Genomic DNA, 14126 nt, shown 5'->3' on the forward strand with positions numbered 1-14126 from the left:
GACGCCCCTCCTGACGCAATGTCGGGCTGGCCCCCGCCCCCGCGCCGTGGTTCACTGCGGGACAACAGGGGGGATATCATGCGTACATTCGGAAAATGGCTGGGCCGGGTCTTGCTGGCGCTTTTGCTGGCGGCCATCGTCATCGGCCTTTGGAAGCGGGAAGAGATCGAACGGCTCTTGGCCGTGAACTCTCTCTTCTCGGAAGAGAAGATCGTGCACAACTTCAGCCATATGGACGGTGCTTTCCTCTCCGCCCCCGTTTCGCGCGGGGACGGGCTGACGAGCGAGCTTCCCTATGGCCCCGAAACCGAACTGCCCGAGGCGGTGGACGACTGGATCGCGGCCCGTGACGTGACCGCGCTGGTGGTGCTGAAAGATGGCGCCATCGTCTATGAGAACTACTTCAAAGGCACCGGCCCCGAGGACCGCCGCATCAGCTGGTCGGTGGCGAAAAGCTATCTTTCGGCGCTGGTGGGCATCCTGCTGGAGGAAGGCCAGATCGCATCCCTCGACGATCCGGTGACCAAATACGCCCCCAGTCTGAAGGGCAGCGCCTATGACGGGGCCAGCCTGCGCAACGTGCTGCATATGGCCAGCGGCGTCACCTTTGACGAAGATTATCTGGACTACGATTCAGACATCAACCGCATGGGCCGGGTGGTAGCGCTTGGCGGCAAGCTCGACGATTTCACCGCCGAATTGTCCGAGACCTTCACCACGCCGGGCAGCCAGTGGCAATATGTGTCGATCGACACCCATGTGATCGGCATGGTCGTGCGCGGTGCCACCGGGGGCAGCGTGCCCGAGTTGCTGAGCGAGAAGGTCATCGCGCCGTTGGGGCTGGAACATGCGCCCTATTACATCGTCGATGGCTCCGGCACCGCCTTCGTGCTCGGGGGCCTCAATATGACCACGCGCGACTATGCCCGTTTCGGCCAGATGTTCGCCCAAGGTGGGGAATGGAACGGCCAGCAAATCGTGCCCGAAGACTGGGTAACAGAATCAACCAGCCCCACCGCCCCCACCGCCGAGGGGCGCATCGGCTATGGCTACCAATGGTGGATCCCGCAGGGCGCGCCCGAGGGGGAATATATGGCGCGCGGCATCTATGGGCAGTACATCTATGTCGACAGCGCCCGCGATGTGGTCATCGCCACCAATGCCGCCGACCGAAAATTCCGTGAGGCCGGGGTCGCCGCGAAGAACGTAGAGATTTTCCGCGAGATCGCAGCCTCCGTCTCGGGCGGGACCTGAAGCAGAAAGGGAAGATATGACACCCGATGACAGCATCAACGTCCTGAACCAACCGCTGGTGATCTGCGGGGCGGACCCGGTGACAGGGTTCTTCCGCGATGGCCATTGCAACACCTGCGCGCAGGATCAGGGCAGCCATACGGTCTGCGCGGTGATGACGGCGGAATTTCTGGCCTATTCGAAATATGTCGGCAATGACCTCAGCACCCCGCGCCCCGAGTTCGGCTTTGCCGGGCTGAAACCGGGCGACGCATGGTGCCTTTGTGCCGCGCGGTTCCTACAAGCCGCGGATGAGGGCTGCGCCCCGCGGGTGCATCTGGCCGCCACGCATCTGCGCGCGCTTGATATCGTGCCGCTGGAGGTATTGCGCGACCATGCCATCGACCAGAGCGAGGATTAACCATGCGCCTACGTCTCTTACCCCTCCTGCTGCTTTTGCCCGTCACGGCTTGGGCAGAAACCACGCTTCGCCCCGCCGACAGCGCGCGCCTCGACGGTTTCGATGCCGCTTTTGGCGATGCCATGATGCAAGCACTGAACGGTGGCGACGCCGGGGATGTGGCGGCGCTGACCCGTGCGCTTTCCGGCAAACCTCAGGTCGCATTCTCCGCAGATTTGCAGGGCGATTGGTCCTGCCGCACGATCAAACTGGGCGGGATCAGCCCGCTCGTGGCCTATAGCCCGTTCAAATGTCGCTTTACCGCCAGTGATCGTGGCTTCACCTTTGAAAAGCTCACCGGATCGCAGCTCACCAAGGGGGAGATCACCCTGCGCGAAGGCCGCGCGATCTATGCCGGGGTGGGCTATGTGCGGGGCGAAACCCCGCCCGATTATGCCGATCTGCCCGAAGATTTCACCTCACGCGGCAAAGTACAAAGCGACGTGGCCGTGTTCCAGCGGGTCGGCCCTAAACGCGCACGGCTGCTGTTCCCGTCACCGGCAGTGGAAAGCGATTTCGATATTCTGGAACTGACGCGCTAAGGCGCCACGCCGCCCTTAGGCCGCGTGGCAGAGATGCAGTTTCGACTTGGGACGCGGCATCAGGGAATCGTCCATCAAGTCTTCGATAAAGGTGCTGAGAAGCTGGGTCCGCCCGGTCACGCCCGCCTTGCGGTAAATCGCATTGGTCTGCGCCTTTACGGTGCCTTCGGAAGTGCCGCGCATCTCGGCAATATCGCGTGTATTCAAACCCTTAGTCAGGAAAATCGCCACGTCCCGCTCTGCCGGGGTGAGGTGCCATTCGCGAAAGTGTTCTTCGAGCACATCGGCGAATTCCACCGTACAATGACGCAGTGCCGTCTCTGCCCGCTCGGCCCGCTGGAGGCTCATCCGCAGTGCCATCCAGCCCAGAACGACCCCGAGAATCAGGCCCAAAACCTGAATGCCCTTGTTCGGACCAATATCAGCCAGCGGGGTGCCGAAAAGCGTTACGCCCCGCCCCTCCAGTGCAAAAACGAGCACGAAATAGACAGTGGCGTTGAACTGTAGAGCGGCGATAACCCACAGTGCGATCTTTTTCTTATTATTCATGGTGAAGCCTTGCCTTGGTGTTCGCCGTATTTAACCGCGGCGCACCGAAGTGCAAGGGATGGCGGACATGCGCCTTGATCAACCCTTAGTGATTTGGCACCCGCCCCGGGGGGCGAGTGCATTCTCTTGAGGCCAGTTCAGGGTTGCTTGGCTGGCCGGAAGACTGTTTTACCGCAATGCCTTAGCAGGCATCAGGCCGATATCAGCGCGGGAAACGGTTCACTTTCTCGGCGTCTTGCGCGGCGGGGAATACGGTGACGGTCACGTCGGATGTGTCTTCTGCGCGGAAGGTGCCGTTGTTGAAGATGTCCAGTTTCACATGGTCGACAGCGTCGTTGCGGCTGGAGTAGGAAACGCCTGCATCAGCTTTGTCGTTATAGCCGATTTGCTGGCCTTCCATGCCCTGTGCGAAAGCGGCGGAGCCTGCGGTGGCAAGGATCAGGGCGGTAGTTGCGAGTGTCTTTTTCATGTCGTGTCCTTTCGGGGGAAAGTTAGGGTCGCGCAGCGATCAGCGCGGGAAACGGTTGACCGAAGCGTCGCTCTGCGCGGTCGGGAAGACGGTGATGGTCACGTCGGAGAGATCTTCGGCGCGCAGGATACCGTCTTGGAAGATTTCCAGCTTGGTCTCATCCACGGCTTCGCTGCGGCTGGAGTAGGAAACGCCATTGTCGGTCTTGTCGTTATAGCCGATGCGCTGGCCTTCCATGCCTTGAGCGAAAGCAGCGGTGCTTGCGGTGGCGAGGATCAGTGCGGTTGTTGCGAGTGTCTTTTTCATCGTCTTAGCCTTTCGGGGGAGAAAGTTAGGGGGAGGAGCCGTGGCCCGCGTTTAGCGGACGAAACGGCCATCTTCTTGTGCGTCTTGTGTGGTGACGAATACGGTCGCTGTCGCCTCGGCAGGTGTTTCGGCGCGCAGGTCGTCAAAGCTCAGAGCGTCGGAAGTGACGTTGCGTGTCGAATAGGCGGCATCTGCGTGATCTGCAGTATAGCCGACCTGCTGGCCTTCCATGCCCTGTGCGAAGGCGGCGGTGCCTGCTGTGGCAAGGATCAGTGCGGCGGTTGCGAATGCGTTTTTCATATCGTGTTCCTTTCAGTCCCGGGTTGGGTTGCGAGCCGCTCATCGGTGACGCGGCGTCGTTGGGATGACAGGGAAAAGGGCATTCGAAGGGGGATTGGCTATCTGCCCCGGGTTTAAATCGTCCGATCTAAACCCCTGTAAGAGCGTCATAAACTTTGGTTTACGAAGCCAATTGGGTGCGAAATACGGGGGTAGATTGCCTTAGCGTCAAGCCTGCAAGGGCGAAACGGGGTTTCGCGGGCAGGCGCGCGTGCTGCAACGAAAGGCTAGCCGGTCTTTTCGCGATGTGAAAGTTTTTTCGTGCTTTTTCGGCAAAGAAGTTCACCCCCTGCCCAAAGTTTATGCGCAAATCACATACCGCGCGTTGTCGCATAAAAAACGGGCCCGCGTTTTCACGCGGGCCCGTCAAACTCGACTCGGATTCGGATAGGAATTTAGGCGAATTCACCCATGTCGAAGTCCAATGCGCGGGCAACGGTGAAGATGTCCTTGTCGCCCCGGCCACACATATTCATCACCAGCAGGTGATCCTTGGGCAGTTCCGGCGCGATCTTGAGTACATGCGCCAGCGCGTGGCTCGGCTCAAGCGCCGGGATGATCCCTTCCAGCGCGCAGCACAGCTGGAACGCCTCCAGCGCCTCGCGGTCGGTGATCGAGACATATTGCGCCCGGCCGATGTCATGCAGCCAGGAATGCTCGGGGCCAATGCCGGGATAGTCCAGCCCGGCAGAGATCGAATAACCTTCGAGGATCTGCCCGTCGTCGTCCTGCAACAGATAGGTGCGGTTGCCATGCAGCACGCCCGGGCGCCCACCGGTGAGCGAGGCGCAATGCTCCATCTTCTCGTCCACGCCCTTGCCGCCGGCCTCGACGCCGATGATGTTCACCGATTTGTCGTCGAGGAAGGGGTAGAACAGCCCCATCGCGTTGGAGCCGCCACCGATGGCGGCGATCACCGTGTCGGGCAGACGGCCCTCGGCCTCTTCCATCTGAGTGCGGACTTCCTTGCCGATGATCGACTGGAAGTCGCGAACCATCGCCGGATAGGGGTGCGGCCCGGCCACGGTGCCGATGCAATAGAAGGTGTCGCGCACGTTAGTCACCCAGTCACGCAGCGCGTCGTTCATCGCGTCCTTCAGCGTGCCGCGACCGCTCGTCACCGGCACCACCTCGGCGCCCAAAAGGCGCATGCGGAAGACGTTGGGGGCCTGTCGCTCGACGTCATGCGCGCCCATGTAGACCACGCATTTCAGGCCGAACTTGGCGCAGACGGTCGCCGTGGCCACGCCGTGCTGGCCCGCCCCGGTCTCGGCGATGATGCGTTTCTTGCCCATGCGGCGGGCGAGGATGATCTGCCCCAGCACGTTGTTGATCTTATGCGCGCCGGTGTGGTTCAACTCGTCGCGCTTCATATAGACCTTGGCGCCGCCCAGATGCTCGGTCAGCCGCTCCGCGTGGTAGAGCGGGCTGGGGCGGCCAACGTAATGGGTCCAGAGGTCGTGCATCTCGGCCCAGAAACTGTCGTCGGTCTTGGCCTTCTCATATTGTTCTTCCAGCTCAAGAATGAGCGGCATCAGCGTTTCCGAGACAAAGCGCCCGCCGAAATCGCCGAAACGGCCCTGTTCGTCGGGGCCGGTCATGAAGCTGTTGAAAAGATCGTTGGCCATTGCGCCTCTCCTAGAATGTCGCGTCAGCCTTACCGCAGCCCGCCCGCCTGCGCCACCATGAGTTTCGCACAAAGGGCGGGCGGGCAAGGCTTCGCGCTAGTCGAAAAGCTTGAACAACTCGCGTTTCAAGGCATTCTCCAACTCATCCTTCACGATATCCTCGGTCGAGCGGCTGTCATCCGGCGCGATGTTCAGCTCTTCTTGGATCTTCTGGCGCACCACATCCTCTGCCCGCTGCTTTTCCTCGGCAAAGTTCAAATCAATCGCGGCGCGCAGGTCGGCCTTGATCTCAGGGTCGGCCCAAGGCCCCCTGATCCGCACCGGCACCGCAAGCCCGCCGCGCGACGCATTGACGCGCAGCGCCTTGGGCGTGACCGTATAGTCGAGCGTCCGTGCGCCCAGATTGACCCGCCCCTCCCCGGTCGCGTTGAAGTTCGGCAGCAGCATCAGCAGATCGTCATTGCGCAGGATACCCTGAGCGATATCGAACGTCGCCTCCACGGAATCAAATACCGTACTGCCTCCCTTAGCATCGACCGATCCCAACAGCGCATCCAAATCGATCCCCGCAATCGTGCCGCGCCCCATGGTCAGCACCCCCGCCCCATTGAGCGAGCGCATGATCGCATCCACCGATTGCCCGGAGCCGAGGAACGACACTTCCGCAGTTCCGTCCCCGGTAAAGCGCGTCACCCCGGCGGTATCCTCCAACAGATCGCGCATCTGCACGCCCTGCGCCGTCAGCTTGCCCCCCACCGACAGACCGCTGCGGTTATTCATCACGAATTCACCGGCGACCTTGCCGCCATAGGCACTCATATCCTGCAGATCGAACACCATCCGCGCGCGGTCGTTGCGCAGCACGGCCCGTGTGGCCCCAAGCGCGAGTTGACCCAGATCGATGCTCTCAGCACTCAGCGCGATGTCGCCGTCAAAAGCCGCAAGCCAATCCGCGTTGATCTCTTGCCGTGACCACCCCTCAAGACCTGCCGCTGTCGGGCTGTCGCTGCTGTCCGTCTCTGTGGTTTCATCCGACAGAGCCGAGAGGTCCAGCGCCCCGGTGCGCAGGTTCGCGGTGATCGTCGGCGTGCCGTTCAGCGCCAGATCGGCTTGCCCGGTCAGGCTGTTGCCGCCCAAATCCACTGCGATATTGCGCAGCGCCAAGCGCCGATCTGCCGTCAGCGTCAGCCCACTGCGCAGATCGATCGACTGGCCCAAGCCCCGCGGCAGCGTGACACCGCCCGCGCCAAAGGACGCCAGAAACCGCGCCGTATCGGCGCTGTCGATCCGCAGGTCGCCCGCCAGCGCCCCGTTGAGCGCGCCGCGCCCGTCGAACAGGGCTTCACCCCCGCCCGTAGTGACCTCTGCCCGCAGCGGCTGCACGCCGCCCTCCAGAAAATCCGCAAATCCTTCGATCCGCGCAGCAAGCTTAACCGGCTCGCCCGCTGGCGCCATGCTGGCCGTGATCTCCGCCGCCCCGCCCCGCTCGGGCCAGTCCAGCGCCAGATTGACACCGTCATAGCGCAGCAGATCCGCCCCTTCGGCGTCATAGATCAGCGTGGCATCGGTCACCGTCAGTTTCTGAATACTCAGCGGGCGGCGGCTGGCGCTCGGCGCGCTCTCGGTCTCGATCCGCGCGCCGCTGGCGCTGTCGGTGAACTGCCAACTTGCGCGCCCATCAAGACGTTGCTCCAACCGGATCACCGGGCTTTGCGCCGCGATATTGGTGATGCGTATCTCACCGCGCAAAAGCGCGCCCGCATCCACCCCAATCGCCGCGTTGGCCGCCGTCAGCAGCGCGCCCTTGTCGGTCCAATCGGCATTGCCGACCTCAAGCCCGCCCGCGGTCACCCCCAGCACCGGCCAGAGCGTCACGCCTACATCGCCGGTGATCGACACCTCCCGCCCGGTCATCCGGCTGAGTTGCTCACTGGCGATCCGCGCGATCCGTTCGCCGGGCAGCAGGAACAGCGCCCCCAGCATGATCACGACGATCAGCAACAGCGCGCCGATGACCCTTATAATCCATCTCATGGCTCTCTCCTCCTGCCCGGCGGCTCTTTCCCCGCTCATCCGCTTGCCTTATAGCGCAAGCCATGAGCACAAACCCACCCAATCTGCGCCCCGACCTCGCCCCGCAGGCGAAGATCAGCGATCCCGCCCGCCCTGGCCAGCCGACCATCGGCATGGTCAGCCTCGGCTGTCCCAAGGCATTGGTCGATTCCGAACGCATCCTGACCCGGCTCCGCGCCGAGGGCTATGGCGTTTCGCCCGATTACGCGGGCGCCGATGCGGTGATCGTGAACACCTGCGGGTTTCTCGACAGCGCCAAGGCCGAAAGCCTCGATGCCATTGGCGAGGCGCTGACCGAAAATGGCAAGGTGATCGTCACCGGCTGTCTGGGGGCCGAGCCGGACTACATCCGCGAACATCACCCCCGCATTCTCGCCGTCACCGGCCCGCATCAATACGAACAGGTGCTCGACGCGGTGCATGGCGCGGTGCCGCCCGCGCCCGATCCTTTCATCGACCTTCTGCCCGCACAGCAGGTCTCGCTCACCCCACGGCACTACAGCTATCTGAAAATTTCCGAAGGCTGTAACCACAAGTGCAAGTTCTGCATCATCCCCGACATGCGGGGCCGCCTACAATCGCGCCCCGCCCATGCGGTGATGCGCGAGGCCGAGCGGCTTGTCGACAACGGCGTCAAGGAACTGCTGGTCATCAGCCAAGACACCTCGGCCTACGGGGTCGACATCAAACACGCCGAGGACCGCGGCCACCGCGCCCATATCACCGATCTGGCGCGGGATCTCGGCTCCCTCGGCGCATGGGTGCGGTTGCACTACGTCTACCCCTACCCGCATGTGCGCAAGCTGATCCCGCTGATGGCCGAGGGGCTGGTGCTGCCCTACCTCGACATTCCATTCCAGCACGCGCATCCGGACGTGCTGAAACGCATGGCCCGCCCCGCCGCCGCCTCGAAAACCCTCGATGAGATCGCCGCATGGCGCGCCACCTGCCCCGACATCACCCTGCGCTCGACCTTCATCGTCGGCTACCCGGGTGAGACGGAGGCGGAGTTCCAGACCCTGCTCGATTGGCTGGACGAGGCGCAGCTCGACCGGGTCGGATGCTTCCAATACGAAAACGTCGAAGGCGCGCGGTCGAACGCGCTGCCGGATCATGTGGCGCCCGAGATCAAGCAAGACCGTTGGGAGCGCTTCATGGAAAAGGCGCAGGCCATTTCCGAGGCCAAGCTCGCCGCCAAGGTCGGCAAACACCTCGACGTGATCGTGGATGAGATCGACGCAGACGCCGCCACCTGCCGCACCAAATCCGACGCGCCCGAGATCGACGGCAATCTCTTCATCGACGAGGATTTCCAGAACCTCAAGGTCGGCGATATCGTCACCGTCGAAGTCGAAGAGGCGGGCGAATACGATCTTTGGGGGCGTCAGATCACCTGACGCCCCCGCGGGTTTCTCTCAGGCGTAAGCGCCTGCCGAATAGGTCAGCTCATAGCTGTGGCTGTAAAGCTCGAAGACGATGCCGAAGGGGTCTTCGACATAGACCATGCGGTAGGGTTTCTCGCCCGGGAAATACTCCCGTACCGGCATCCGCTGCTTGCCGCCCGCCGCGATGATCCGCTCCAGCAGACCTTCGACATCAGGGTCTTGGATGGCGAAGTGGAAGGTGCCGTGGCGCTTATGCTCCAACTTTTCTTCGGGGGCGTAGTTGCCGGGGAACTCGAAGATTTCGATCCCGATGCCATCCGCTGTCGCCAAATGGGCGATGCGCAGCGATCCCCAACCGGGGCCGAAGACATCGGTGCACATGACGCCGATGGCGGTGTCTTCTTCCACCGCTTCGGTGGGCTGCATCACGACATAGAACCCAAGAACTTCGGAATAGAACTTCACGGCGGCGTCGAGGTCCGGCACGGATAGGCCGATGTGGGAAAAGGTACGGGGGGTGGTCATATGCGGTCTCCTGTTTGCGTTGAGGTTGAGATAGACAGGCGCACCTCACATGTGAAATTATCAAATCTCATCGAAATCATAACGAACTGTTTGCCATGCTGAACGCCACCTGGCTTGAGACCTTCACCACCCTTTGCGAGACCGGCCATTTCACCCGCACGGCGCAGCGGCTCAATATGACCCAGCCGGGGGTGTCGCAGCATCTGCGTAAGCTGGAAGACCAGTTGGACCAGCCGCTGATCGCGCGCGATGGCAAAAGTTTCACCCTGACCCCGGCGGGCGAAGCGCTGTTTGAAACCGGCCTTGCCCGCCGCCGCGAAGAGCAGCGCCTGCGCGAACGCATCGCGACCGACCTGCCCGACCGGGGCGTGGTGCATATCGCCTGCTCCGGCAGTTTCGCCATGCTGCTTCAGCCGCTCCTGCTGGAGTGGATGGCCCAAGCGCCCGACCTCTCTCTCCACCTCGAAGCCGCCCCTCAAGCCACCATCCGCGCCGGGCTGCTCGATGGGCGCTTCGATCTGGGCGTGCTGGCCGATGACCCTGCCCATGCAAGGCTCGAGGCCCGGCATCTGGGGCGCGAGGAACTTTGCCTCGTGCTGCCGGTTAATGCATTGGAACGGATAGAAAGTTTTGCCGATCTCGAAAGCCGGGGCTTCATCGCCCACCCCGATGGCTTCGCCTATGCCGACGATCTGCTCCAGCTAAATTTCCCGGACAGCTATCCGGGGGCCGACCGGATGCGCCTGCGTGGCTATGTGAACCAGATCGGCCAGATCCCAGCGGCAGTGGCGCGGGGCGTGGGCTATACGCTTTTGCCCCGCAGCGGGGTCGAAACCTTTGACGCCAAGGACCGGCTCAGGCTGCTGCCTCTGCCCAAGCGGCGTTGGCATGACCTCTGGCTCGCCTCACGGCGCGGGCGGCCCCTGCCCGCGCGGATGGTGAAGACGGCGGAACTGATTGCAGAGGCGGCGGAACAGCTGCGATAGCGCACCCATCGCAGATATTGCGGAACAAAACACCCCCGCTACTAGATATACCACCATGGAAGGGCGAGATTACGGAGAGACTTGAACCTGTTCCCTTTCTGTTCTATATGTAGAACGCAGTAGCAGAGGAATGACCACATGTCTTTTCAACCTCAGTTTCCCGGCATCTTCGACCCTGACCAGCAGGGCCGCCCGCCGCGGGGCAGTGACAGCGCACAGCCCAAACAGGCCGACCGCCGCATGCCCGCGACCGAAAAACAGATGCAATACGCCCAGTCCCTCGCCAAGCGAACGGGCGAAGAACTTCCCAAAGGCATCGAAGCGGATCGCGCGGCGGTCTCGGAATGGATCGACGCCCATAAACCGCAAGCGTTGGAGGGGCCCTTTGCCGCCTACCCTTCCGCCAAACAAGTCGCCTTTGCCGAACGCATCGCGCGGTTGAAACGCCGCGATGTCCCGCTGGAGTGTTTTCGCGACAAAACCCTGATGTCGCGCTGGATCGACGGCAACAAACCGCGCTGATCCACCGGGCTCTGCGCTTTACCTTTCGTCACCCATGGCAGAGGGCGGTTTCGCTGCTACCTTTCTGTCATGGGCTATCCGACCTCCATCGCTGAGACTTTGGCCGACGGCACCGTGCATGTGCTGAGCCTCGGCTTCGCCATTCCCGCCAGCATCCTTTTGATGATCCATGCCGCCGGGCAAGAGGGGCAGTTGACCGCCACGGCGATCTACGCAGGTTGCATCCTTGCTTCTTTCACCGCCTCTGCCATCTATCACCTGCTGCCCTTCGACCGCAGCCGCGCCTTTCTAGGCCGGGTCGATCATGCGGCGATCTACTTTAAGATCGCGGGCACTTATACGCCGCTGGTGATGGTGATCGGCTCGGGCTTTGCCTATGGCATCCTCGGCGTGGTCTGGGCGCTGGCGGTAATCGGCGCGGTGGCCAAGCTCTGGTTCTGGCGCACCGATGCGCGCGGATCACTCGCGCTCTACCTCGGTATGGGCTGGCTCTCGGTGCTGCTGATCTACCCGATGTGGCACAATCTGCCGGGGGCGGCACTGGCGCTGGTGGCCGCGGGCGGGCTGACCTATTCGGCGGGCACCTTGGTCTATGCCCATCCCGGCATGCGCTATCAGAACGCGATCTGGCATGTCTTCGTGCTGGTCGCCACGGCCTGTTTCTTTGCCGCCATCGCGCTCAGCCTTTAGCCTGCGGGCGCATCCAGATAGGCCCGCACGCAGGTCTGCACATGGCGAAACCGGTCGCCGCCCAGATGTTTGCCGCCGTACCAGCGGGTGACGACGATCAGATGGTCGGTCAGCCCCTCGCGCTCCAACATCCGCAGGATCACCATGCCCGCGCCGGATTCGCCATCGTCGCCTTTGAGCGGGCCGCCATCCGACAGCAGCACCGCCCAAGTGTTATGCGTGGCCTTGGCGTAGGATTTGTCGCGTTTGAGGTCTTTCAACGCGGCATCGACCTCGGCCCGGTTGCGCGCAGGGCAGCCCGACACCGCATATTTCGACCCGCGGTCGTTCAGCACCTGCCCCAGTTTGCGCAAAGCGTTACAGTCCCGCCATTGTGCGCCGCACGATATCAATCCGGGCGTTATTGGGCGGATGGGTGCCAAGGAAACGGTCGCCGGGATCGGGAATGCGGGTAAAGAACTCGGCCCCGCGCAGCGGGTCATAGCCCGCCCGCGCGGTGATGATCGTGCCAAGGGCGTCGGCCTCAAGCTCGAAATCCTTGGAATAACGCCGCGCGCCGACCTCTGCCCCCAATTCCTGCGCCGTGCGCACGGCATTGGCATCGCCGCCGCTCAGCGTGGCGAGACCGGCAAAGATCACCGCTCCCGCCATGGCGTTTTGCTGCTGGCGTTCAATATGGCCCGCGATGTGATGTGCGGCCTCATGGCCCAGCACGAAGGCAAGCTCGTCTTCGTTGCGGGCATCGGCGATCAGCGCCAATGTGAACGCCACGATGGGGCGGCCATTTTTATCAAGCGTTTGGAATGCATTGGCCGGTTGGCCGGGGCGGTCGTCGACCACGATATTGAAATCACAGTTCATCCCCGTCGTCCGATTGCGACACTCCCGTTCGGCCACAGGTTCGAGCGTGCGGACCACCTGAACAAAGCTCCGCGCCGCCGCGCTTGCGCTCAGCCGCGGGCTTGTCTGCCCCGTGGTCTGCGGCCTGTCGGCCGGGATCGGGCCTGTTTGGATCGGTGCCACCTCACAGGCAGAAAGCAGGGCGATGACGGCAAATGCGCCAAGGGCATTTAACAATTTCACGGCTGATCCTCGCTCGGGGGTCCTTGAGCCACCTGTCTATCATGACGCCCTGCCACCGCCACCCCCGTTCACGGCGCTTTGACGCTCATACGGCGGCCTTGCGCTCGCGAGCACAAAGCCTAATGTGCCCTCATGTTTACCATCGAGCATGAATTCGACGCCACCGTCATCACCCTGATCGACGAATCCGACGCGCCCCTGCGCGAGGACGTCACCGTCTCTGCCTTCGCGGGACAAATCACGATCGAGCAGTGGGACGCCCGGACCGACCGTGTGGCCAAGATCACTCTGTCCCCCGCGCAGCTGAGCGATCTGACGGCGGCACTGAACCTGCCCGAGGGCATCTACCGAAGCAATTCCTGAGGATCGTCACATGGCCACCGGCACAGACATCAAGACCTATTTCAACGGCACATGGCATGACGGCGATCTGCCCACCATCAAGGCCGCCGATCACGGCGCATGGCTCGGCACCACCGTTTTCGACGGGGCGCGGCTGTTCGACGGGCTGGCCCCGGACCTCGAGGCGCATTGCGCGCGGATCAACCGCTCGGCCCGCGCGCTGATGATCACCCCCACGGTTGAGACCGAGGATATGATCGAGATGTGCCGCGAAGGGCTGAAAAGCTATTCACGCGATCAGGCCGTCTACATCCGCCCGATGTACTGGGCGCTGGCGGGCGACGAGTTGGGCATCGTGCCGCGCGAAGGTGCGACCGGCTTTGCCATCAGCCTTGAGGCCATTCCCATGGCCCCGCCCGAGGCCGCGACCACCCTCACCCGCACCCGCTTCCGCCGCCCGGTGCTGGAGGATAACGTCGTTAACGCCAAAGCAGGCTGCCTTTACCCCAACAACGCCCGCATGATGGTCGAGGCGCGCGCCAAAGGGTTTGGCAACGCGCTGGTGGCCGATGCCATGGGCAATGTCGCCGAAAGCGCTAGCGCCAATGTCTTCATGGTCAAGGATGGTGAGGTTTTCACCCCCATCCCCAACGGCACCTTCCTTGCCGGGATCACCCGCGCGCGGCATATGTCGAACATGCGCGAGGCCGGGATGAAGGTGCATGAGACCGTCCTCAGCTTTGTCGATTTCCACGCCGCCGATGAGGTCTTTCTGTCGGGCAATATGATGAAGGTCACGCCTGTCAGCGCCTTTGACGAGACGCAATATGGCACCGGGGACAACCAGAACCCGGTCACGCGCCGGGTGCGTGAAATGTATTGGGATTGGGCCGCAAGTCAGCGCGGCTGAAGGCCCGGACGGCAGCGGCGCGCGAAAGCAATTGCCAGCGCCGCCCGCCCGCGCCATGATCGCACCGCACCGGGAGGAGGTGCG

18 protein-coding genes are annotated in these 14126 nt (G+C 62.7%); 9 read left to right on the forward strand and 9 right to left on the reverse strand.

Annotated elements, in window-relative coordinates; all coding sequences use genetic code 11:
* The first annotated feature begins 78 nt into the window (after window positions 1-78).
* Genes ACGYK4_RS10075 through ACGYK4_RS10085 form a run of 3 tightly spaced genes read left to right on the forward strand, consistent with a single transcriptional unit; the run spans window position 79 to window position 2235 of the window.
* Complete coding sequence (locus tag ACGYK4_RS10075; protein WP_394456292.1) at window positions 79-1254, forward strand: serine hydrolase domain-containing protein; 1176 nt, start codon at window positions 79-81, stop codon at window positions 1252-1254.
* A gap of 16 nt (window positions 1255-1270) precedes the next feature.
* Window positions 1271-1654, forward strand: a complete 384-nt coding sequence (locus tag ACGYK4_RS10080) for a DUF2237 family protein (protein ID WP_394434257.1) — start codon at window positions 1271-1273, stop codon at window positions 1652-1654.
* A gap of 2 nt (window positions 1655-1656) precedes the next feature.
* Complete coding sequence (locus ACGYK4_RS10085; protein ID WP_394456294.1) at window positions 1657-2235, forward strand: DUF4893 domain-containing protein; 579 nt, start codon at window positions 1657-1659, stop codon at window positions 2233-2235.
* A 15-nt stretch (window positions 2236-2250) separates the two neighbouring features.
* Here ACGYK4_RS10085 and ACGYK4_RS10090 read toward each other — a convergent pair whose 3' ends face one another.
* The 6 genes from ACGYK4_RS10090 to ACGYK4_RS10115 all read right to left on the reverse strand — a co-directional run bounded on the left by ACGYK4_RS10090 (window position 2251) and on the right by ACGYK4_RS10115 (window position 7560).
* Window positions 2251-2784 carry a LuxR C-terminal-related transcriptional regulator gene (locus tag ACGYK4_RS10090; RefSeq protein WP_209217422.1) on the reverse strand — a complete coding sequence of 178 codons (534 nt, stop codon included), beginning with the start codon at window positions 2782-2784 and terminating at the stop codon, window positions 2251-2253.
* A 202-nt stretch (window positions 2785-2986) separates the two neighbouring features.
* Window positions 2987-3253, reverse strand: coding sequence for a tryptophan synthase subunit beta (locus tag ACGYK4_RS10095; protein ID WP_394456296.1), 267 nt, complete (start codon window positions 3251-3253; stop codon window positions 2987-2989).
* A 39-nt stretch (window positions 3254-3292) separates the two neighbouring features.
* The gene (locus ACGYK4_RS10100) at window positions 3293-3559 is read right to left on the reverse strand and encodes a hypothetical protein (RefSeq protein WP_067263221.1); all 267 of its coding nucleotides are present in this window, start codon (window positions 3557-3559) and stop codon (window positions 3293-3295) included.
* Between the two features lie 51 nt (window positions 3560-3610).
* Window positions 3611-3859: a tryptophan synthase subunit beta gene (locus ACGYK4_RS10105; RefSeq protein ID WP_394456297.1), complete on the reverse strand. Its 249-nt coding sequence runs from the start codon at window positions 3857-3859 to the stop codon at window positions 3611-3613.
* 434 nt (window positions 3860-4293) lie between these two features.
* Entirely contained in the window at window positions 4294-5526 is a 1233-nt protein-coding gene (gene trpB / locus ACGYK4_RS10110) for a tryptophan synthase subunit beta (protein WP_067263216.1), read from the reverse strand.
* A 96-nt stretch (window positions 5527-5622) separates the two neighbouring features.
* A complete protein-coding gene (locus tag ACGYK4_RS10115; protein WP_394456299.1) occupies window positions 5623-7560 on the reverse strand; it encodes an AsmA family protein in 1938 nt (645 codons plus the stop codon).
* Window positions 7561-7622: 62 nt separating this feature from the next.
* Here ACGYK4_RS10115 and rimO point away from each other — a divergent pair, with 62 nt between their 5' ends.
* The gene (gene rimO / locus ACGYK4_RS10120) at window positions 7623-8996 is read left to right on the forward strand and encodes a 30S ribosomal protein S12 methylthiotransferase RimO (protein ID WP_394434267.1); all 1374 of its coding nucleotides are present in this window, start codon (window positions 7623-7625) and stop codon (window positions 8994-8996) included.
* 18 nt (window positions 8997-9014) lie between these two features.
* On the opposite strand, the gene ACGYK4_RS10125 is transcribed toward rimO, so the two are convergent.
* Window positions 9015-9509, reverse strand: coding sequence for a lactoylglutathione lyase family protein (locus ACGYK4_RS10125; RefSeq protein WP_067261541.1), 495 nt, complete (start codon window positions 9507-9509; stop codon window positions 9015-9017).
* Between the two features lie 95 nt (window positions 9510-9604).
* On the opposite strand from ACGYK4_RS10125, the gene ACGYK4_RS10130 reads away from it, so the two are divergent.
* The 3 genes from ACGYK4_RS10130 (at window position 9605) to ACGYK4_RS10140 (ending at window position 11707) form a co-directional block, all read left to right on the forward strand.
* The gene (locus tag ACGYK4_RS10130; protein ID WP_394456300.1) at window positions 9605-10495 is read left to right on the forward strand and encodes a LysR family transcriptional regulator; all 891 of its coding nucleotides are present in this window, start codon (window positions 9605-9607) and stop codon (window positions 10493-10495) included.
* 138 nt (window positions 10496-10633) lie between these two features.
* Window positions 10634-11017: a hypothetical protein gene (locus ACGYK4_RS10135; protein WP_394456302.1), complete on the forward strand. Its 384-nt coding sequence runs from the start codon at window positions 10634-10636 to the stop codon at window positions 11015-11017.
* A 69-nt stretch (window positions 11018-11086) separates the two neighbouring features.
* Window positions 11087-11707 (forward strand): hemolysin III family protein, encoded by a 621-nt coding sequence (locus tag ACGYK4_RS10140; RefSeq protein WP_209217431.1) that lies wholly within the window; start codon window positions 11087-11089, stop codon window positions 11705-11707.
* Here ACGYK4_RS10140 and ACGYK4_RS10145 read toward each other — a convergent pair.
* Both ACGYK4_RS10145 and ACGYK4_RS10150 read right to left on the reverse strand, forming a co-directional pair.
* Complete coding sequence (locus ACGYK4_RS10145) at window positions 11704-12060, reverse strand: YigZ family protein (protein WP_394419157.1); 357 nt, start codon at window positions 12058-12060, stop codon at window positions 11704-11706. The two genes, ACGYK4_RS10140 and ACGYK4_RS10145, sit on opposite strands and share 4 nt — an antisense overlap.
* A 4-nt stretch (window positions 12061-12064) precedes the next feature.
* The gene (locus ACGYK4_RS10150; RefSeq protein ID WP_394413156.1) at window positions 12065-12790 is read right to left on the reverse strand and encodes a M48 family metallopeptidase; all 726 of its coding nucleotides are present in this window, start codon (window positions 12788-12790) and stop codon (window positions 12065-12067) included.
* A gap of 132 nt (window positions 12791-12922) precedes the next feature.
* On the opposite strand from ACGYK4_RS10150, the gene ACGYK4_RS10155 reads away from it, so the two are divergent.
* Entirely contained in the window at window positions 12923-13153 is a 231-nt protein-coding gene (locus tag ACGYK4_RS10155; protein ID WP_067261534.1) for a hypothetical protein, read from the forward strand.
* 10 nt (window positions 13154-13163) lie between these two features.
* Window positions 13164-14042, forward strand: coding sequence for a branched-chain amino acid aminotransferase (locus tag ACGYK4_RS10160; RefSeq protein WP_394402573.1), 879 nt, complete (start codon window positions 13164-13166; stop codon window positions 14040-14042).
* Window positions 14043-14126: the final 84 nt, after the last annotated feature.

Origin of the sequence: Sulfitobacter sp. 1A13368 (assembly GCF_043557275.1) — a bacterium.
In the GTDB taxonomy this organism is placed as follows: domain Bacteria; phylum Pseudomonadota; class Alphaproteobacteria; order Rhodobacterales; family Rhodobacteraceae; genus Sulfitobacter; species Sulfitobacter faviae.

Excerpts from the sequence above, each read along its gene's own strand:
- ACGYK4_RS10075 (WP_394456292.1), top strand. The coding sequence starts at position 79 with ATGCGTACATTCGGAAAATGGCTGGGCCGGGTCTTGCTGGCGCTTTTG.
- ACGYK4_RS10080 (WP_394434257.1), top strand. The coding sequence starts at position 1,271 with ATGACACCCGATGACAGCATCAACGTCCTGAACCAACCGCTGGTGATC.
- ACGYK4_RS10085 (WP_394456294.1), top strand. The coding sequence starts at position 1,657 with ATGCGCCTACGTCTCTTACCCCTCCTGCTGCTTTTGCCCGTCACGGCT.
- ACGYK4_RS10090 (WP_209217422.1), bottom strand. The coding sequence starts at position 2,784 with ATGAATAATAAGAAAAAGATCGCACTGTGGGTTATCGCCGCTCTACAG.
- ACGYK4_RS10095 (WP_394456296.1), bottom strand. The coding sequence starts at position 3,253 with ATGAAAAAGACACTCGCAACTACCGCCCTGATCCTTGCCACCGCAGGC.
- ACGYK4_RS10100 (WP_067263221.1), bottom strand. The coding sequence starts at position 3,559 with ATGAAAAAGACACTCGCAACAACCGCACTGATCCTCGCCACCGCAAGC.
- ACGYK4_RS10105 (WP_394456297.1), bottom strand. The coding sequence starts at position 3,859 with ATGAAAAACGCATTCGCAACCGCCGCACTGATCCTTGCCACAGCAGGC.
- trpB (WP_067263216.1), bottom strand. The coding sequence starts at position 5,526 with ATGGCCAACGATCTTTTCAACAGCTTCATGACCGGCCCCGACGAACAG.
- ACGYK4_RS10115 (WP_394456299.1), bottom strand. The coding sequence starts at position 7,560 with ATGAGATGGATTATAAGGGTCATCGGCGCGCTGTTGCTGATCGTCGTG.
- rimO (WP_394434267.1), top strand. The coding sequence starts at position 7,623 with ATGAGCACAAACCCACCCAATCTGCGCCCCGACCTCGCCCCGCAGGCG.
- ACGYK4_RS10125 (WP_067261541.1), bottom strand. The coding sequence starts at position 9,509 with ATGACCACCCCCCGTACCTTTTCCCACATCGGCCTATCCGTGCCGGAC.
- ACGYK4_RS10130 (WP_394456300.1), top strand. The coding sequence starts at position 9,605 with ATGCTGAACGCCACCTGGCTTGAGACCTTCACCACCCTTTGCGAGACC.
- ACGYK4_RS10135 (WP_394456302.1), top strand. The coding sequence starts at position 10,634 with ATGTCTTTTCAACCTCAGTTTCCCGGCATCTTCGACCCTGACCAGCAG.
- ACGYK4_RS10140 (WP_209217431.1), top strand. The coding sequence starts at position 11,087 with ATGGGCTATCCGACCTCCATCGCTGAGACTTTGGCCGACGGCACCGTG.
- ACGYK4_RS10155 (WP_067261534.1), top strand. The coding sequence starts at position 12,923 with ATGTTTACCATCGAGCATGAATTCGACGCCACCGTCATCACCCTGATC.
- ACGYK4_RS10160 (WP_394402573.1), top strand. The coding sequence starts at position 13,164 with ATGGCCACCGGCACAGACATCAAGACCTATTTCAACGGCACATGGCAT.